General features: G+C 60.6%; 17 protein-coding genes. 13 read left to right on the top strand and 4 right to left on the bottom strand.

Translation table 11 applies throughout. The features are described 5' to 3' along the window. The first annotated feature begins 159 nt into the window (after window positions 1-159). From rnr to AC0T4W_RS18180, 11 genes are all read left to right on the top strand, one after another. On the top strand, window positions 160-2706 hold the full coding sequence (rnr, locus tag AC0T4W_RS18230) for a ribonuclease R (protein WP_476321380.1): 2547 nt from the start codon (window positions 160-162) through the stop codon (window positions 2704-2706). Then, window positions 2703-3458, top strand: coding sequence for a 23S rRNA (guanosine(2251)-2'-O)-methyltransferase RlmB (rlmB, locus tag AC0T4W_RS18225; protein ID WP_476321378.1), 756 nt, complete (start codon window positions 2703-2705; stop codon window positions 3456-3458). Before rnr ends, rlmB begins: the two co-directional genes overlap by 4 nt. Window positions 3459-3816: 358 nt before the next feature. After that, complete coding sequence (gene rpsF / locus AC0T4W_RS18220) at window positions 3817-4245, top strand: 30S ribosomal protein S6 (RefSeq protein ID WP_476321376.1); 429 nt, start codon at window positions 3817-3819, stop codon at window positions 4243-4245. Window positions 4246-4273: 28 nt separating this feature from the next. Beyond that, complete coding sequence (gene rpsR, locus AC0T4W_RS18215; RefSeq protein ID WP_069519637.1) at window positions 4274-4504, top strand: 30S ribosomal protein S18; 231 nt, start codon at window positions 4274-4276, stop codon at window positions 4502-4504. Between the two features lie 36 nt (window positions 4505-4540). After that, window positions 4541-5434, top strand: a complete 894-nt coding sequence (locus AC0T4W_RS18210) for a hypothetical protein (protein ID WP_476321374.1) — start codon at window positions 4541-4543, stop codon at window positions 5432-5434. Window positions 5435-5455: 21 nt separating this feature from the next. Beyond that, window positions 5456-5902 carry a 50S ribosomal protein L9 gene (gene rplI, locus AC0T4W_RS18205; RefSeq protein WP_476321372.1) on the top strand — a complete coding sequence of 149 codons (447 nt, stop codon included), beginning with the start codon at window positions 5456-5458 and terminating at the stop codon, window positions 5900-5902. A gap of 260 nt (window positions 5903-6162) precedes the next feature. Further along, the gene (gene dnaB, locus AC0T4W_RS18200; protein WP_476321370.1) at window positions 6163-7557 is read left to right on the top strand and encodes a replicative DNA helicase; all 1395 of its coding nucleotides are present in this window, start codon (window positions 6163-6165) and stop codon (window positions 7555-7557) included. Window positions 7558-7657: 100 nt separating this feature from the next. Then, a complete protein-coding gene (gene alr, locus AC0T4W_RS18195; protein ID WP_476321368.1) occupies window positions 7658-8737 on the top strand; it encodes an alanine racemase in 1080 nt (359 codons plus the stop codon). 193 nt (window positions 8738-8930) lie between these two features. Continuing rightward, window positions 8931-11246: a YgiQ family radical SAM protein gene (locus tag AC0T4W_RS18190; protein ID WP_476323774.1), complete on the top strand. Its 2316-nt coding sequence runs from the start codon at window positions 8931-8933 to the stop codon at window positions 11244-11246. A gap of 203 nt (window positions 11247-11449) precedes the next feature. After that, a complete protein-coding gene (locus AC0T4W_RS18185; RefSeq protein WP_476321366.1) occupies window positions 11450-12460 on the top strand; it encodes a L,D-transpeptidase family protein in 1011 nt (336 codons plus the stop codon). Between the two features lie 10 nt (window positions 12461-12470). Further along, entirely contained in the window at window positions 12471-13232 is a 762-nt protein-coding gene (locus AC0T4W_RS18180) for a M23 family metallopeptidase (RefSeq protein WP_476321364.1), read from the top strand. Between the two features lie 32 nt (window positions 13233-13264). On the opposite strand, the gene AC0T4W_RS18175 is transcribed toward AC0T4W_RS18180, so the two are convergent. The 4 genes from AC0T4W_RS18175 to AC0T4W_RS18160 form a co-directional block, all read right to left on the bottom strand. Next, the gene (locus tag AC0T4W_RS18175) at window positions 13265-14530 is read right to left on the bottom strand and encodes an Hsp70 family protein (protein ID WP_476321362.1); all 1266 of its coding nucleotides are present in this window, start codon (window positions 14528-14530) and stop codon (window positions 13265-13267) included. Window positions 14531-14689: 159 nt separating this feature from the next. Then, on the bottom strand, window positions 14690-15643 hold the full coding sequence (locus tag AC0T4W_RS18170; RefSeq protein ID WP_476321360.1) for a lysylphosphatidylglycerol synthase transmembrane domain-containing protein: 954 nt from the start codon (window positions 15641-15643) through the stop codon (window positions 14690-14692). A 150-nt stretch (window positions 15644-15793) separates the two neighbouring features. Next, window positions 15794-16231 carry a YqaA family protein gene (locus AC0T4W_RS18165; RefSeq protein WP_476321358.1) on the bottom strand — a complete coding sequence of 146 codons (438 nt, stop codon included), beginning with the start codon at window positions 16229-16231 and terminating at the stop codon, window positions 15794-15796. Window positions 16232-16255: 24 nt separating this feature from the next. Next, window positions 16256-16984 (bottom strand): VC0807 family protein, encoded by a 729-nt coding sequence (locus AC0T4W_RS18160; protein WP_476321356.1) that lies wholly within the window; start codon window positions 16982-16984, stop codon window positions 16256-16258. A gap of 405 nt (window positions 16985-17389) precedes the next feature. On the opposite strand from AC0T4W_RS18160, the gene AC0T4W_RS18155 reads away from it, so the two are divergent. Both AC0T4W_RS18155 and AC0T4W_RS18150 read left to right on the top strand, forming a co-directional pair. After that, window positions 17390-18331: a substrate-binding domain-containing protein gene (locus AC0T4W_RS18155; RefSeq protein ID WP_476321354.1), complete on the top strand. Its 942-nt coding sequence runs from the start codon at window positions 17390-17392 to the stop codon at window positions 18329-18331. 117 nt (window positions 18332-18448) lie between these two features. Continuing rightward, a complete protein-coding gene (locus AC0T4W_RS18150) occupies window positions 18449-19207 on the top strand; it encodes a substrate-binding periplasmic protein (RefSeq protein ID WP_476321352.1) in 759 nt (252 codons plus the stop codon). Window positions 19208-19213: the final 6 nt, after the last annotated feature.

Here is a 19213-nt window from a genome sequence, read left to right as displayed (position 1 = left end):
CCGTCGTTGTGGCGCGCATAATACGGACCGAGTTTTTACTTGTAAACCCCTGTTGTTAAAAAATTTTATTCTGTGTGCCGGGCTGACCTGGACAGTGGTTTCGCGCTTCAATAGGCACATGGCAAACCGAATTTGTGTAGATAAGGTGAATTACCTCTAATGGCCGATTGGCAATCCCTCGATCCCGAGGCCGCTCGTGAAGCGGAAAAATACGAAAACCCCATTCCAAGTCGCGAACTGATTCTGAAACATCTGGATGAGCGCGGTTCTCCAGCAGCTCGTGAAGAGTTGGCCGATGAATTTGGCATGGCTACGGAAGAGCAGCTTGAGGCGCTACGTCGTCGTCTGCGCGCCATGGAACGCGATGGTCAGCTGATTTATACCCGGCGTGGCACCTATGCCCCGGTCGACAAGCTCGACCTGATTCTGGGCCGCGTCAGCGGGCACCGCGATGGTTTTGGCTTTCTGGTGCCGGACGACGGCAGCGATGATCTGTTCCTGAGCCCTGCGCAAATGCGCTTGGTGTTCGATGGTGACCGTGCGCTGGCGCGGGTTTCCGGACTTGATCGTCGGGGTCGTCGCGAGGGTGCTGTGGTTGAAGTGATTCACCGCGCTCACGAAAGCATCGTCGGCCGCTATTACGAAGAAAGTGGCGTCGGCTTTGTTGTCGCGGACAACCCGAAGATTCAGCAGGAAGTGCTGGTGACGCCAGGGCGTAATGCCGGCGCCAAGCAGGGCCAGTTCGTTGAAGTGAAAATCACCCACTGGCCGACCACGCGCTTCCAGCCCCAGGGTGATGTGGTTGAGATCGTCGGTAACTATATGGCGCCGGGCATGGAAATCGATGTTGCATTGCGCAGCTACGATATTCCTCACGTCTGGCCGGACGCGGTCGTCAAGGAGGCGCACAAGCTCAAGCCGGAAGTCGAGGAGAAGGACAAGGAGAGGCGCATCGATCTGCGCCATCTGCCGTTCGTCACCATCGACGGTGAAGACGCCCGCGACTTCGATGACGCCGTGTACTGCGAGAAGAACGGCAGCAACTGGCGGCTGTTCTCAGGCGGCTGGAAGCTCTATGTCGCCATCGCCGACGTATCGCACTACGTGAAAATCGATTCAGCGCTGGACGCCGAGGCTCAGGTGCGTGGCAACTCGGTGTACTTCCCGGAGCGGGTTATCCCGATGCTGCCGGAAGAGTTGTCCAACGGTCTGTGCTCGCTCAACCCGCATGTTGATCGTCTGGCCATGGTTTGCGAGGTCAGTATCTCGAAAACCGGCAAGATGACCGATTACCAGTTCTACGAAGCGGTGATCCACTCCCACGCGCGCCTGACCTACAACAAGGTCAGTGCCATGCTCGAGCAGCCCAAGGGCAGTGAAGGCAAGGCGTTGCGCAGCGAGTACAAAGAAGTGCTGCCGCACCTCAAGCAGCTGTATTCGCTGTACCAGGTGCTGTTGGCTGCGCGCCATGAGCGCGGCGCCATCGACTTCGAGACCCAGGAAACCCGGATCATCTTCGGCGCTGGGCGCAAGATCGCCGAGATTCGCCCAACCCAACGCAACGATGCGCACAAGTTGATCGAAGAATGCATGCTGGCCGCCAACGTGGCCACCGCCGCCTTTATGCAAAAGCATGAAATTCCGGCGCTGTATCGCGTGCACGATTGCCCGCCACCGGAGCGTGTGGAAAAGCTCAAAGCCTTCCTCGCTGAGCTGGGCTTGTCCCTGCATCGTGGTAAGTCCAAGGATGGTCCGTCGCCCAAGGACTACCAGTTGCTGCTGGAAAGCATTCGTGAGCGCCCGGATTACCATCTGATCCAGACCGTGATGCTGCGCTCGCTCAGTCAGGCGGTGTACAGCGCGGATAATCAGGGCCACTTCGGTCTGAATTACGAGGCCTATGCGCACTTTACCTCGCCGATCCGTCGCTACCCGGACTTGCTGATCCATCGGGCGATCCGCAGCGTGGTCCGTTCCAAGCTCGACACTCCGCACGTCAAGCGTGCCGGTGCGGCGATCATGCCGCGAGCGCGGATCTACCCTTATGACGATGCGATTCTTGAGCAGCTTGGCGAGCAGTGCTCGATGTCCGAGCGCCGTGCCGACGAGGCAACCCGCGATGTGGTGAACTGGCTCAAGTGCGAGTTTATGAAGGATCGCGTCGGCGAAACCTTCCCTGGGGTGATCACGGCTGTTACCGGCTTTGGTCTGTTCGTCGAGTTGAAGGACATCTACGTCGAGGGTCTGGTGCACGTCACCGCATTGCCGGGCGATTACTACCACTTTGACCCGGTGCATCACCGCCTGGCGGGCGAGCGCAGTGGTCGCAGTTTCCGCCTGGGCGATAGTGTTGAGGTCAAGGTCATGCGCGTCGATCTGGACGAGCGCAAGATCGACTTCGAACTGGCTGAAGGTAAAACGCCAGTGCCGGCCGGTCAGCGTCGTGGTGGTTTTGAATCGGCGGCGGGTAAAACCGGGCGTCGCGGCGAGCGTGCCGCGCCAGGTAATGCTGATGTAGAGAAGAGTCGTGCCCTGAAAAAATCGCTGCTCAGTGATTCGAAGAGCAAGACCGGTAAAAGCTCGGTGAAAGGTGAGTCGCCCAAGCCAGCCAGCAAGGCTGGTAAGCCAGGCGCGCATCGCAAGGGCGCGCCTGCAGGTGGTGCGCCGGCGTCTAGCGGTGCACGCAAGCGTAAGGCGAAGTCATGAGTCAGCTGGAAAAAATCTACGGCGTGCATGCCGTAGAGGCGTTGCTGCGTCATCATCCTAAGCGGGTCAAGCAGATCTGGCTGGCTGAAGGGCGTAACGACCCGCGGGTGCAAGTGCTGTTGGCGCTGGCGGCGGATGCACGAGTTGCAGTCGGCCAGTGCGAGCGCCGCGAGATGGATGCCTGGGTCGAGGGTGGCGTGCATCAGGGCGTCGTCGCTGATGTCAGCCCCAGCCAGGTCTGGGGCGAGGCGATGCTTGATGAGCTGCTTGACCGTACCGAGGGTGCGCCCTTGTTGCTGGTGCTTGATGGCGTGACCGATCCGCATAACCTAGGTGCTTGCCTGCGTACTGCCGATGCGGCCGGTGCGTTGGCGGTGATTGTGCCGAAGGACAAATCCGCCACACTCAACGCCACCGTGCGCAAAGTCGCCTGCGGTGCGGCGGAAGTGATTCCGTTGGTGGCGGTGACCAATCTGGCTCGTAGCCTGGAGAAGCTCCAGCAGCGCGGTTTGTGGGTCGTAGGTACGGCCGGTGAAGCTGAGATGGAGCTGTACGATCACGACCTGACCGGGCCGACCGTATTGATCATGGGCGCCGAAGGCAAAGGCATGCGCCGCCTGACCCGCGAACACTGCGATTACCTGGTCAAGCTGCCGATGGCGGGCAGCGTCAGCAGTCTCAACGTGTCGGTGGCCACAGGTGTGTGCCTGTTTGAGGCATTGCGTCAGCGCAAGGCTGGCGGCAAGAAGTAACTGGGTGGCGGCACCCCAGGGGGGGCGCTGCTGTTGCTCCCTGAGCAGGCCGTAGGTTGGGTTGAGCTTGCGAAGCCCAACGCAGTCGCGGTCTAAGCGGTCGAGCGGAGTGCTGCGCCCTCCCTGTTGGGCTTCGTCGCTGCGCTCCTCAACCCAACCTACTCCCTCTGTTCGGCCTGCGCGTTGTTCAAATAATCACCAGTTCACCTTGCGTGTAGCGGGGGGCTTCAATAGAATGTCGCCCCTTGCCGCGACGGCAGGCGCTTTTGCGCCTTTCTGTTTCAGCAAGACAAACAAGTGAAATTCACTCCTTGCCTGACCGCATTTGGCGGCAGGCTACAACCCGTAAGGAGCATTTATGCGTCATTACGAAATCATCTTTCTGGTTCACCCGGACCAGAGCGAGCAAGTCGGCGGCATGGTTGAGCGTTACACCAAGCTGATCGAAGAAGACGGCGGCAAGATTCACCGCCTGGAAGATTGGGGCCGTCGTCAGCTGGCCTATGCAATCAACAATGTTCACAAGGCTCACTACGTGATGCTGAACGTTGAGTGCACCGGCAAGGCCCTGGCCGAGCTGGAAGACAACTTCCGTTACAACGATGCCGTGATCCGTAACCTGGTCATCCGTCGCGACGAGGCCGTTACTGACCAGTCCGAGATGCTCAAGGCCGAAGAAAACCGCAGTGAGCGCCGTGAGCGTCGTGATCGTCCCGAAGGCTCTGACTCTGCCGATGGCAATGACAGTGACAACAGCGATAACGACAGCGACAACGCTGACGAGTAATCCACGGATCTATTGAGGAGCCACTCTCATGGCACGTTTCTTCCGTCGTCGTAAATTCTGCCGTTTTACTGCAGAAGAAGTGAAAGAGATCGATTTCAAAGATCTCAACACGCTGAAAGCTTACATCTCGGAAACCGGCAAGATCGTTCCTAGCCGTATCACCGGTACTAAGGCTCGTTATCAGCGTCAGCTGGCTACCGCTATCAAGCGCGCCCGCTTCCTGGCCCTGCTGCCTTACACCGACAGCCACGGCCGCTGAGACCGGATGGTCGACAAGAAGTAAGGGATAAATTGCATGCGCGCCTTAGCTGAATTCATTATGCGCGGCCGTATGCAGGCCACTCTCGTAGTGGTGGTTTCTGCGGCGTTGCCGCTGTTGTTCTGGTTAAGTGCTGCCGCTGGAAGCCTGGTGCTTCTGCGGCGCGGTTGGAGTGATGCCATTGGCATCCTCGCCTGGGCTCTGCTGCCGGCCATTGGCTGGTGGTATTTCGGTGAGCCGCGCACCCTATTGGTGTTGCTCGGTGCGCTGGGATTGGCGTTGTTGTTACGCGCCAACCTGTCCTGGAATCGTGTGCTGCTGTGCAGCGTGGCATTGGGCTTGGTGTATGGGCTGGTCTTGGGTGCGGTGTTCCGCGAACCCATCGAGGCAATGGCGCTTGAGCTGCAAAAGCTTATGCCGCAAATGCTCGAAGGGGTCCACCAACAGATGTCGGTGGATGAGCGAGCGCGACTGGATAGCCTGATTGCACCGGTACTGACCGGATTGATCGCGGCGTTGTTGCAGATAGTCAGCTTGTTGAGCCTGATGCTTGGGCGCTTCTGGCAGGCGCAGTTGTATAACCCGGGTGGTTTTGGCCGCGAATTTCGCGCGCTGCGCCTCCCGACCCCGCTGGCGATGTTGCTGCTGGTTGGCATGCTGTTGGGGCCCAATCTGGGTCCGCAAATGGCCATGTTGACGCCGTTGTGCAGTGTGCCGTTGGCGTTTGCAGGCATCGCCCTGTTGCATGGGATGGTGGCGCAAGGTCGGCTAGGTAAGTTCTGGCTGGTCGGGTTGTACATCACGTTGTTGCTGTTTATGCAGCTGACTTATCCGTTATTGGTGATTTTGGCCATTGTCGACAGTCTGCTTGATTTTCGTGGTCGCTTTGAGCGCAAACAAGGCTCGGGCCCCACGAACGGTGAAGGTTAAAAGTTAAGAGGTTATTACCAAATGGAACTGATCCTGCTGGAAAAAATCGCCAACCTGGGCAACCTGGGCGATAAAGTGAATGTTAAGTCCGGTTACGGTCGTAACTTCCTGCTGCCGAAAGGCAAAGCTACCGCTGCTACCGCCGCAAACGTTGCTGCGTTCGAAGCGCGTCGCGCCGAGCTGGAAAAACTGGCTGCCGAGAAGAAAGCGTACGCTGAATCCCGCTCTGCCCAGTTGGCTGAACTGGAAGTCACCATCACCGCTACTGCGGGCGATGAAGGCAAACTGTTCGGCTCCATCGGTACTCACGACATCGCTGAAGCCCTGACCGCCTCCGGCGTTGAAGTGGCCAAAGCTGAAGTGCGTCTGCCGAACGGCACCATTCGTCAACTCGGCGAATACGACGTGGCCGTGCACCTGCACAGCGACGTTGAAGCAACCGTACGGGTTGTCGTAGTAGCAGCCTAATCGGCCAGCCGGCAGGCTGGGTGACAACGTAGCGAGCGAAGGTTAGACAAGGCGAAATCGGGCGAAAAAGCGCAGTTTACGTGTTGTAAATGAGCATTTTGAGCCTGATTTCAACGCGGTATAACCGAGCGCAGTAGTTGTCACTCAGTCTGCCAAGCGGGCTTGCACTTAGGTGCAAGCCCGCTAACAATCAGGCACGACATCGCGCAAGCAATGTCGTGCCTTTTGTTTTGTGAACACAGAATTTTGCCCCGAGCCTTATGAACGACATCAGCCTGCCCGAACAGTACGACCTGCAAACCTCCGCCCTGAAGGTGCCACCGCACTCGATCGAGGCAGAGCAAGCCGTGCTGGGTGGCCTGATGCTCGACAACAATGCCTGGGAGCGGGTGCTTGATGCTGTGTCCGATGGCGACTTCTATCGGCATGACCACCGCCTGATCTTTCGCGCAGTTTTCAAGCTGGCCGAGCGCAATCATCCCTTCGACGTGGTGACGGTGTCCGAGCAGCTGGACCAGGAAGGGCAGCTGTCGCAAGTCGGCGGTCTGGCCTACCTCGGTGAGCTGGCGAAGAACACGCCGTCGGTGGCCAACATCAAGGCCTATGCGCAGATCATTCGTGAGCGCGCCACCCTGCGCCAGTTAATTGGCATCAGCGGTGAAATTGCCGACAGCGCCTATATGCCGCAAGGCCGTACAGGTGCCGAGATTCTCGATGAAGCCGAGCGGTTGATCTTCCAGATCGCCGAGGCGCGGCCGAAAACCGGCGGCCCGGTGGGGATCAACGATATTCTGGTTAAGGCTATCGACCGCATCGATACCCTGTTCAACAATGGCGATGCGATCACCGGCCTGTCTACCGGCTTTAACGATCTAGATGGTCTGACCAGCGGCCTGCAGCCGGCCGACCTGATCATCGTCGCCGGCCGACCGTCGATGGGTAAGACCACTTTTGCCATGAACTTGGTGGAAAACGCGCTGATGCGCAGTGACAAGGTGGTGATGGTGTACTCCCTGGAGATGCCGTCCGATTCCATCGTTATGCGTATGCTCGCCTCGCTCGGGCGCATCGATCAGACCAAGGTGCGTGCCGGCCGCCTGGATGACGATGATTGGCCGCGCCTGACCAGCGCGGTCAACCTGCTCAACGACCGCAAACTGTTTATCGACGACACCGCCGGTATCTCGCCTTCGGAGATGCGCGCGCGCACCCGGCGTCTGGCCCGCGAGCACGGCGAGATTGGCCTGATCATGGTCGACTACCTGCAACTGATGCAGATTCCCGGCTCCAGTAGCGACAGCCGGGTCAACGAGATCTCGGAAATCTCCCGCTCGCTCAAGGCCCTGGCCAAGGAATTCAACTGTCCGGTGATCGCCCTGTCGCAGCTTAACCGTGGCCTGGAGCAGCGCCCGAACAAGCGCCCGATCAACTCCGACTTGCGTGAATCCGGGGCAATCGAGCAGGACGCCGACATCATCATGTTCGTTTACCGCGACGAGGTGTATCACCCCGAGACCGAGTACAAGGGCGTGGCCGAGATCATTATCGGTAAGCAGCGTAACGGCCCGCTGGGTACCGCGCGCCTGGCATTTCTCGGCAAATACTCGCGCTTCGAGAACCTCGCGCCGGGTAGCTACCAGTTCGACGACGAATAACGAGGTCGCGAGCAACGGACCTTGTTGCCGCGCCAGATCAATAAAAACGGGCGGCCAGTGGGTAAACTGGCCGCCCGTTTTGTTTTAGGACATCCCGCCCATGCGCCCGCTTGTTGCCACCATTGACCTGTCTGCCATCGTCCATAACTACGCCGTGGCCAAACGCTGTGCGCCGGGGCGGCAGGCGTTTGCGGTGGTCAAGGCAAATGCCTACGGGCATGGCGTGCGTGAGGTGGTGACGGCCCTGCACGATGTGGCCGACGGCTTTGCCGTAGCCAGCCTGGAAGAGGCGGCCGAGGTGCGGGCGCTGCACGGAACGGCGCGGATTCTGTTACTTGAAGGTTGCTTCGAGCCCGACGAGTACCACTTCGCTGCGCAGCTGGGTCTGGATGTGGTGCTACACAGCGAGCAACAGGCGCAGCAGTTGCTCGCTGCCAACCTGGCACGGCCGTTGAATGTCTGGCTGAAACTGGACAGCGGCATGCACCGCCTTGGGTTCAACGCCGCTGCAGTGCGTGAGTGGCATGGCCGTTTACAGGGCGTGGCGCAGGTGGCCGAGCTGAATCTGCTCAGTCACTTTGCCTGCGCCGATGAACGCGGCAGCGAAACCACCGAGCTGCAGCTTGAGCAGTTCCTCGATCTGCTGGATCTGGATTTCGCCCAGCGCTCGCTGGCCAACTCGGCAGCGATTCTGACCATTCCGGCTGCCCACATGGATTGGCTGCGGCCCGGCATCATGCTCTACGGCGCCACGCCTTTTGCTGACTTGGGCGTTGCTGAATTAGGCCTGCGCCCGGCCATGAGCCTGACCGCGCAGCTGATCGCCTGCCGAGATGTGGCGGTGGGTGAAACGGTTGGCTATGGCGGCACCTGGCGCGCCGAGCGGCCGTCGCGTATCGGCACGGTGAGTTGTGGTTATGCCGATGGCTACCCAAGGCATGCACCGGCTGGAACCCCTGTGGTCATTCAGGGCCAGCGGGTAGCGTTGGTCGGGCGGGTTTCTATGGATATGCTGGCCGTCGACCTCACCGGTCTGCCTACTGCAGCAGTGGGCGATGCAGTCGAGCTGTGGGGCTCGCAATTACCCGTGGATGAGGTGGCGCAGGCCGCTGGCACCATCGGCTACGAGTTGCTCAGTAAGGTCACTGTGCGGGTGCCGAGGCGCTATCGGCAAAACTGAGTCGGCAAACCTGCCGTGCGCCGCCAGGTCCGGCGCATGCGTTGGTGCCCATGGCGCATTGACCAGGGCGCATCTAGGGTTGTGTCAAAGCCATTAAACCTAGCGCTCAAGTCGGATTTGGTTAAATTTTGTGCTATATTCCGCGCCCGCGATTTTCCATCCTGTTCGCCACCGCCGGTCACTTTCCATGCCCATGCAAGCCGCCAAGCCGTTATTCGATTATCCAAAGTACTGGGCCGAGTGTTTCGGGCCGGCGCCTTTCCTGCCGATGAGTCGGGAAGAGATGGATCAGCTTGGCTGGGACAGCTGCGACATCATCATCGTTACCGGTGATGCCTATGTGGACCACCCCTCGTTTGGCATGGCGATTATCGGCCGCCTGCTGGAGTCCCAGGGCTTTCGCGTTGGCATCATCGCCCAACCGAACTGGCAATCGAAAGACGATTTCATGAAGCTCGGCGAGCCGAACCTGTTCTTCGGCGTCGCGGCCGGCAACATGGATTCGATGATCAACCGCTACACCGCCGACAAGAAGATCCGCTCGGACGATGCCTACACCCCTGGCGGCCTGGCCGGTAAACGCCCGGATCGTGCCAGCCTGGTCTACAGCCAGCGTTGCAAAGAAGCCTATAAAAACGTGCCCATCGTGCTCGGCGGCATCGAAGCCTCGCTGCGCCGCATTGCCCATTACGACTACTGGCAGGACCGCGTGCGCAACTCGATCCTGATCGATGCCAGCGCCGACATCCTGCTGTACGGCAACGCCGAGCGGGCCATCGTCGAAGTGGCTCAGCGCCTGTCCTACGGCCACAAGATCGAAGACATCACCGACGTGCGCGGCACCGCGTTTATCCGCCGTGACACGCCGCAAGGCTGGTATGAGGTGGACTCCACCCGTATCGACCGGCCGGGTAAGGTCGACAAGATCATCAACCCCTACGTCAACACCCAGGACACCGAAGCCTGCGCCATCGAGCAGAGCAAGGCGCCGCTAGAAGACCCGAACGAAGCCAAGGTTGTGCAGCTTCTCGCCAGCCCACGGATAACCCGCGACAAGACGGTGATCCGCCTGCCGTCCATGGAAAAGGTGCGTAACGATCCGGTGCTGTACGCCCACGCCAACCGCGTGCTGCACCTGGAAACCAATCCCGGCAACGCCCGCGCCCTGGTGCAGAAGCATGGTGAGGTGGACGTGTGGTTCAACCCGCCGCCCATCCCGATGACCACCGAAGAGATGGATTACGTCTTCGGCATGCCTTACGCCCGCGTGCCGCACCCGGTCTACGGCAAGGAGAAAATCCCGGCTTACGAGATGATTCGTTTCTCGGTGAATATCATGCGTGGCTGTTTCGGCGGCTGTACCTTCTGCTCGATCACTGAGCACGAAGGCCGCATCATCCAGAACCGCTCGGAAGAGTCGATCATCCGCGAGATCGAAGAGATCCGCGACAAGGTGCCGGGCTTTACCGGGGTGATTTCCGACCTCGGCGGGCCGACCGCGAACATGTACCGCATCGCCTGCAAGAGCCCGGAAATCGAGTCCGCGTGCCGCAAGCCGTCGTGCGTGTTCCCCGGCATCTGCCCGAACCTGAACACCGATCACTCGGCCTTGATTCAGCTGTACCGCAGTGCCCGTGCGTTGCCTGGCGTGAAGAAGATTCTGATCGCCTCGGGCCTGCGTTACGACCTCGCCGTGGAGTCGCCGGAGTATGTGAAGGAGCTGGTCACCCACCACGTCGGCGGCTACCTGAAGATTGCCCCGGAGCACACCGAGGAAGGCCCGCTGAATCAGATGATGAAGCCGGGCATTGGCAGCTACGACAAGTTCAAGCGCATGTTCGAGAAGTACTCGAAAGAGGCGGGCAAAGAGCAGTACCTGATCCCCTACTTTATCGCTGCGCATCCGGGCACCACCGACGAAGATATGATGAACCTGGCCCTGTGGCTCAAGGGCAATGGCTTCCGTGCCGACCAGGTGCAGGCCTTCTATCCGTCGCCAATGGCCACCGCCACGGCCATGTACCACTCGGGCAAGAACCCGCTGCGCAAGGTCAGCTACAAGAGCGACGGCGTCGCCATCGTTAAAAGCGAAGAGCAGCGCCGCTTGCACAAGGCCTTCCTGCGTTACCACGACCCGAAAGGCTGGCCGATGCTGCGCGAAGCGCTGACCCGCATGGGCCGCGCCGATCTGATCGGGCCGGGCAAGAATCAGTTGATCCCGCTGCACCAGCCGGCTACCGACAGCTACCAGAGCGCGCGCCGCAAGAACTCGACGCCAGCCGGTAGCCACAAGGTCGCCAAGGACACCCCCAAGAGCAAGCCGATGCTGACTCAGCACACCGGCCTGCCGCCGCGTGACACCGGTGCCGCGTGCGGTAACCCCTGGGACAAGCGTGAGCAGGCCAAAGCGGCCGCGCAGGTGCGTAACCAGCAGGCGGCCAAGGAACGCGCCGATGCCGCTAAAGGCAAAGGCAGGAAGCCCGTGAAGAAGCCCGCCGTACCGCGCTGATCGGGACGCAAAGATGCATCGGCGATGCGGCTCAGTCTGAAGCGTCGTCCTTGCTTGGCTGTGCCCTTCTAGTGAGGGCATTCTTCCTCGGTCCCGGCATCAAGGCGTGCGCAGAAAAGGCAATTTGCCAGTATTGGCGGAACTCCTGCCCGCTGGCCTGCTCGAACACGCTGACCCCGCCCTGCTTGTTCGAGGATTGCATCTTGAAAACAATAACGTCTTCCTGCGCCTTTGCCCTGGCCCTGTATAGCGCCAGCAGCTCTTTCGCCTTCGCGGCCTCCGCCCTTGCCGACGCCGGAGCCGCTGCGTTGCCGCTTACCGCCGAGTATGCGAATGATCCCAGCTTGCGCGGCGAAGTCGGCCCTGAGCAGCGCAATGTGGCGGTGCTGCGGGTACAGATTCTGCTTGATCGCGCGCGCTTCTTTCCTGGTGAGGTGGATGCCGGTTTCGGCACGAACACCCGTATCGCCATTAGCGGCTTTCAGAAAAACAACGGTCTGCCCGCCACGGGTGCCATGGACGAACCAACCTGGGCGGCACTGAACACGGATAGTGAGCCGGTGTTGGTGGGCTATACGCTGACCGAGGCCGATGTCGGCGGTCCATTTGTCGAGATTCCTGCTGACATGATGGCGAAGGCCAAGCTCGCGGCCTTGGGTTATCAGAACGTGGCGGAAGCGCTCGGCGAAAAATTCCACACCAGCCCTGCGCTGCTGGCAGAGCTTAATCCGGGTAAGGACCTGGGGCGGGTCGGCGAGGAGATCGTGGTGCCGAATGTGGCCTCGGCAGCGCCCCTGGCCAAGGCCGCGCGAGTGGTGGTCGACAAGTCCGACTCGACCGTCACCCTGTACGATGCAGCGGATGTGGTTATCGCCCAGTTTCCCGCCTCCACCGGTAGCGGGCACGATCCGCTGCCGCTCGGCGAGTGGAAGATTCTCGGTGTGGCGCGAAACCCCGAGTTCAAATACAGTCCCAAACTGTTCTGGGACGCCAATCCCGCCCATTCCAAAGCGACCATCGCGGCAGGCCCGAATAATCCTGTCGGCTTAGCCTGGGTTGCCCTGTCCAAGCCGCATTACGGTATTCACGGTACTCCGGAGCCGTCGAAGATAGGCAAGACTGAATCTAACGGTTGCATCCGCCTGACCAACTGGAACGTTGAGGCTATGGGCTACTCAGTTTCGCCTGGGCTGACTGCCCTTTTGCAAGAGTAAGCAGGCGCCTATGAAGAGCATTCTGATATTCGTTGTCGGTGCCCTGGTGGGTGCTTTCGGCCTGTTTTACGTGCTGCAGGGCGAGCGGCTGCCCGCTCTCGTGGCGCTTGTTCCGCCTCCTGCCGCCAGCGCGGCCGAAACCGTGCAGCCTAGGGATGCGGTTTTACAACTTGCGGTGCTGGAAACTGCGGAGGACGCCAGTGACGCTGAGCTGCTGACGGATGAGCCCCTAGTGCAACACCCGGTTGCGCCAGAGCCTATTGCCCCTGAGCTGTCGCCTGCTCCTGACTCGCTGGAGCCGGACGCCAGTACGGACATTCCCGCTGAAGCATTGCCGACACATCCCGGCGATTTACTGATTCCCGTGGCGGGCGTTGTCTCGACGCAACTGCAAGATACCTTTTACGATATGCGCGGCACCGAGCGGCGCCATGAGGCGGTGGACATCATGGCGCCGTTGAGGACGCCGGTGTTCGCCGTCGATGACGGCACATTGGTTAAGCTCTTCGACAGCAAGCCGGGCGGGCTCACGCTCTATCAGTTCGATACGAGCGCCACCTTTGCGTATTACTACTCGCACCTGGATGGCTATGCGGCCGACCTGGTCGAGGGGCAGGCGATCAAGCGTGGCGATCTGATCGGCTATGTCGGTGCTACCGGCAACGCCAACCCGCTGGCCCCGCACCTGCATTTCGCGGTTTTTGTACTGGGCCCCGAGAAGCAATGGTGGAAAGGCACTGCAATCAATCCTTTCCCTCTGTTCGAGCGTTAGGCCGCATGACATAGCGCCGCGCCCATCCCGCCTTAGCCGTAACGCTTCTTCGCTTCGATGGCCAGGCCGCTGCCGATGCTGCCGAAGGTGTTGCCTTCCACATGGCGAGCGTTGGGCAGCATCGCCGCGACGCTCTGGCGCAAGGCCGGGATGCCGCTGGAACCGCCGGTGAAAAACACCGTATCGACCTGCGCCACACTCACGCCAGCATCGCTCAGCAGCTGGGTGACGCTGGCGCGCACGCGCTCTAGCAGTGGTTCGATGGCCCCTTCAAACAGCTCGCGGGTCAGTTCGGCGACCAGGCCGTCTTCCAGGCGGGAGAGGTCGATGGGGCGCGCCTCTTGCTCGGTGAGGGCGATCTTGCTTTCCTCTACCTGCATCGCTAGCCAGTGGCCGTCGCGCCGTTCAATCAGCTTAAACAGGCGGTCGATACCGGTCGGATCGACGATGTCGTAGCGCATGCTCTGCAGTTGGCGCTGCGACTGCGCCGAGTACACCGCGTTGATGGTGTGCCAGGTGGCCAGATTCAGGTGGGTGCTAGTAGGCATGGGCGCATCACTTTTCATCCGGCTGCCGTAGCCGAACAGCGGCATCACGCCGGCCAGCGACAGTTGCTTGTCGAAGTCGGTGCCGCCGATATGCACGCCGCCAGTGGCGAGGATGTCGTCATGCCGATCTGCCACGCTGCGCCGCTCCGGTGCCAGGCGCACCAGGGAAAAGTCCGAGGTGCCGCCGCCGATATCGACGATCAGCACCACCTCTTCCTGGTTGATGCCGGACTCGTAGTCGAAGGCTGCGGCAATCGGCTCGTACTGGAACGATACGTCCTTGAAGCCGAGCTTGTGCGCGACCGCTACCAGGGTGTTCTGCGCTTCCAGGTCGGCCACCGGGTCATCGTCGACGAAGAACACCGGGCGACCCAGCACCACTTCCTCGAACGGGCGGCCGGCGGTGTTTTCCGCACGCTTTTTCAGCTCGCCGATAAAGAAGCCGAGCAGGTCTTTGAACGGCAGAGCGCTGCCCAGCACCGTGGTTTCGCTTTTTAGCAGCTTTGAGCCCAAGAGGCTTTTCAGCGAGCGCATCAGGCGGCCTTCGTAACCTTCCAGGTATTCCTGCAGGGCCAGGCGGCCATACACCGGGCGGCGCTCCTCCATATTGAAGAACACCACCGAGGGCAGGGTGATTTTGCCGTCTTCCAGGGGGATCAGGGTCTCAGCATCGGGGCGTAGCCAGCCGACGGTGGAGTTGGAGGTACCGAAGTCGATGCCGCAGGCGCGGGCGGGAGTGGAGGAGGTCATGCGGCGCGCTGTTCCTGAATAAGTACCGGGAGTTTTCGGGCGTCCTGTGGCGACGGCCTGGAGAGTGACTGTCGTGAAGGCCTGGCCGCAAAAATGGCCGCGCATTCTATGCGAGTGTGCGGCGCAATGCTGCCCCCGGTTATCTGGTGTGTGTCCGGTTCAGGGTTGTGGCGGGTTATCCGGAGCGGTGCGGTGACTCTGCCACTGCGTCCATTCGAAGCCCAGCACCACCAGCAGCGACAGGGCGAACGGCAACAGCAGGTAGAAACAGCGGAACACGATCAGCGCGGCGAGTACGTCAGCCGCCGGCAACTCGGGCATCGCCGCGAGGAAGGTCACTTCCAGTACGCCTAGGCCGCCAGGCGCATGGGACAGCAGCGCCAGCGAAAACGAGGCGAGGAACACGCCGAATACCACCAGGTAGCCGGGGTTGTGTTCTGCCGGCAGGGCGAAGTAGATGATCGCTGCAGCGCAGCCCAGTTCCAGTGGGCCTGCCAGCAGCTGGCGGCCGACAATTCCCAGGCGCGGGTATTCGAGATGAAATTTGCCCCAGTGCCAGGGCTTGAAGTGGCGCCAGGAGCCGAGCACATAGAGGGCGACCAGTAGCAGCAGGAGCCCGCCAATGATCTCCGATACCAGCGGCGAGACGTTGGCCACGCGGTGGATCAGATCCGGCTGCAGCACCAGGACGCAGCCGCTAGCGAGGAGGGTGCCGAGAACAAAGGTGAAGGAGCAGAACACGATCAGGATGCTGATTTCCTGCGGCGTCATGCCTTTGCTGCGGTAGGCGCGGTAACGCACCAGCGCGCCGGAGAACACCGAGGCGCCAATGTTGTGGGCCAGCGCATAGGTGGTGAAGGAGCATAGGCTGATAAAGCGCCAGGAAATCTTTTTGCCCAGGTGAGCCAGGGCGATGCGGTCGTACCAGGCCAGGGCGCTATAGGCGCCCAGGGTGGCGGCTGCGGCCAGCAGCCAATCCCTACGCGCAATGGCGCGCAGGCTGTCGGTGATTTCATCCAGGGAAATAGTGCGCACCTGGTGATAGAGCAAGTAGCACGACAGCAGCACGGCGCCGAGACCCACCAGGGTCCAGGCCAGATCGCTCCTTTTCATCACGGATGCAGCTCCACTGAGGTCACTCCTTCGCTCTGCGCAGCCCTCGCACACGCCTGTGCAAGGGCTGCGCAGTATCACGGAGGCATGGCCGATGCTCAACCTCGGACTTGCCGTTGGCGTTACGGCGTGTGTCGCGCATGGCGTAACTCAGCTCCAGCCGAGGGTCAGGGCTGCCAATACAGCATAGCGGGCGGTTTTCGCCAGGCTGACGATCAGCAGGAACACCCACAGGCGTTCGCGCATCACCCCTGCGACCAGGGTCAGCGGGTCGCCGATGATCGGTACCCAACTGAGCAGCAACGACCAGCGCCCATAACGCGCATAGCCGCGTTGCGCCTGTTGCAGGCGGGCATCGCTGACCGGGAACCAGGATTTGTGGCGAAAGTGTTCGAGATAGCGGCCGAGCAGCCAGTTGAGCAGCGAACCGAGAATATTGCCGACGCTGGCCACCGCCAGCAGCGCCCAGGGCGAATAGGCGCCGCTGAGCAGCAGCGCCACCAGCACGCTTTCCGACTGCAGTGGCAGCAGTGTGGCAGCGCCCAGGGCCGAAATAAACAGGCCCAGGTAGGCCGAGAGCGTCAGCATCTGTGGCGCGCCGGATCGAGTGGCTTAGGGCTGCTTTTCCTGCTCGGCATTGGCCATCACGTCTTCCAGCTTGAGGCCGGTGAGGCCGTGGATGGTGCGCCACAGGTAATAGAAGATGGCCATCAGCATGATCATCGAGGGGATCGCGATCATCGGGTAGCTGAGCAGGTTCATCCGCCCCAGTTCGGCGTTGAAAGCTTCGCTGCCGGCTGGGCTGATCACGATCCACTTGGCCAGCACGTAGTTCATCGCCGAGGAGAAGAAGAAGGTGCCGCTCAGCCAGTAGGTGGCCCTGAGCAGGCGGGCTTCGAACTGTTCGGTATTGCCGGCTTGTTCCAAGCGCTCATGGATCTTGTCGACGTTGAGCACGGTTTTGTTGAACAGCATGGTGCGGATCAGCGGAAAACGCGTGCGGGTCGATACCAGCACGGCGATACCGATCAGGCCGGGGATCGCCGCTTCCTTGATCGCCAGCCACTGGTTGTCCAGTTTCAGCAGGCCGATGCCGCCGGTAAGCAGCACGCTGACCAGGCCGAGCAGGGCGATAAAGTTGAATTTGCGGTACTTGAGCAGCTCGAAGCTGCCCCAGCCCAGCGGGAAGGCCAGTGCCAGCATCAGCGCGCCGTCGGCACCCAGTCGGCTCTCGCCACTGAGTTTCATCAGAATCAGTGAGGGAATCAGGATGCTGACCAGCAAATCGATCAGCGGACGGGGTTTGTGCGTGGCCTGAGTGCTTTGCGTGGTATCGGTCATATCATTCAAGGTGCAGGAAAGAGACGCGATCATCGCCTGCTTGAGCGGCGGCTACCAGCCCAGCCGTCGCCTGGAGTGTGAAAAAGTGTGAGGTGCAGCTGTATGGCGCGGTTTTCTGGCGGATAACCGCTAGTCCTGTGCCCGGCCAGGCTAATAGCCTGATGCTAAAGTGAGAGCACTAGCAGACCGTTGAAAAATGTAGGCGAGGCAGCTGAGGCAAGGCGAAAACAGGCGAGGAAGCGGAGTTTACTGGCTGTAAATGAGCATTCCGAGCCTGTTTTCCACGCAGTATCAGCAACGGAGATAGTTTTTCAACGGCCTGTTAGCTCTACGGTGACACCTGAGCGCTGTTGGGACTGATGCATGCTGCTGTATGTGCATCGCCAGGTTTGAGGAGTGATGCTTATGTACAGCAGATGCCAATCGAAGTATGTGCTGCTATTTGTTGTGTTGACCAGCTGGGCTACTCAGGCGTTAGCGAAGGACTGTATCGGTGTGGTGGCGGCAGGTGTTCTACCCTTCTGGGAGCAGGTGGAAGTCGGTGCGCGGCAGGCAGGCATCGAGCTTGACTTGAATGTGTATTTTCGCGCCCCCAGCCATGAAGGGCGCGTGCAAACCCAGCTGCAGATGATCAACTGGATGCTGGCGCATGGCTGCAAGGCGCTGGTTGTCGCCCCAGGCGGCCCCGAGATAGCCCCGCGTGTGCAGCAATTGGCGGATAGCGGCATCAACACCGTGTATTTCGACCGTGATCTGCCTGGCAGTGCAGTGCGCGGCGTGGTTGCTACTGATAACTTCCGCGCCGGCGTGCAGGCCGGCCAGGCCCTGGCTGTGGCGCTTGGTGGGGTGGGGCAGGTTGCGCTGTTGCGCTTGAAAGCCGGCGTGCCCTCGACCAGCGACCGTGAGCGCGGTTTTCGTCAGGGCGCGGAGCAGGACGGGTTGAGCATTCTGGTGGACACCTACATCGGCGACGACAGCCAAGCGGCGGTGAATGCCTTGCGTGAGCAGTTGCCGCAGTTGGTGGGCGTGTTCACCCCCAACAGCACCAGTACACGGGCCGCTCTGGCAGCACTGCGCCGGCTCGGCAAGGCCGGGGAATTACTGCATATCGGCTTCGATGCGGATCCTCTGTTGATTGAGGCGCTGAGCAAGGGCGAGGTACACAGCCTGATGGTCCAGCAAGCACATGCCATTGGTTATCAGGCCGTGCAACTGGCTGCGCGAAGTATGCGTGGCGAGCTAGCGGCGCAACCGGTGAATATCGCGCTGCAGGTGCAGCAGGTAAGTCGCGAGAACCTGGCGCAATGGCAGCGGGTGCGGGAGATGGAGTCGACGGCCAAACCATAGCCTTTCGCGCTGATTTGCCGCAGAGCGGCGCTGGCTGGTGTGTCAGTAGCCGTTTATCATCCGGCGACTCGGCCTGTTGTTCGTATGTTTTGCACTTATTCCATGAGTTTAGGCCCAATGCGGTTGACGTCCTGGTTCGTTGTGTTGTTGCTTGGCTGCTGCCCATCGGCGCAGGCGGCCGAGTTACGCCTGTATACCGAGGAATACCGACCGCTGAGCTATATCGAAGATGGCAAGCTGACCGGCATGGCCGTGGAAGTGGTCGAGTTGTTGATTCAGCGTACCGGGCAGGAGGCCCGCATCGAATTGGCACCTTGGACGCGTGGTTACCATCAGGTGCAGCGTGAGGCCAACACTGGCTTGTTTTCTACAGTGCGCACCGCCCGGCGCGAAGCGTTGTTCCAATGGGTCGGGCCGATTGCCCGCGGGCACACCAGCTTCTATGCGCGACGCGGTGCTGGGTTAAATGTGCGTACGCTGAAGGATGTCGAGCGATTTAGTACTCTGGCGGTGCCCAAGCAGTGGTATTCCTACGAATACCTCAGCGACAGTGGCCTGAAAAACCTTTACGGCGTGCCGACGCCCCAGCACATGATGAAAATGTTCAAGCACGGCCGCATCGAATTGCTGGTGGCCAACAACCTGGCCCTGGATGACATGCTTGCGCAGCAAGGCATGCGTCGTGATGAGATCGAGTTGCAGTTCACCTTTATGGGCAACAACTCCTATATCGCTTTCTCGAACAACACTGATCCCTCTCTGGTGCGTCAATGGCAGCTGGCCCTCGATGAGCTGCTGCGCGACGGTAATCTGGAGCGCATTCACCAGCGTTGGTTTGCCCAGCCCTTCTCCATGCCCGCGTCTGTCGAACGCTGAGCGCGG

The sequence above is a fragment of the Pseudomonas sp. C7.1 genome, from assembly GCF_056312395.1.
Note: the sequence above shows the minus strand (reverse complement) of the source record. Positions and strands in the feature narration are given on the sequence as shown.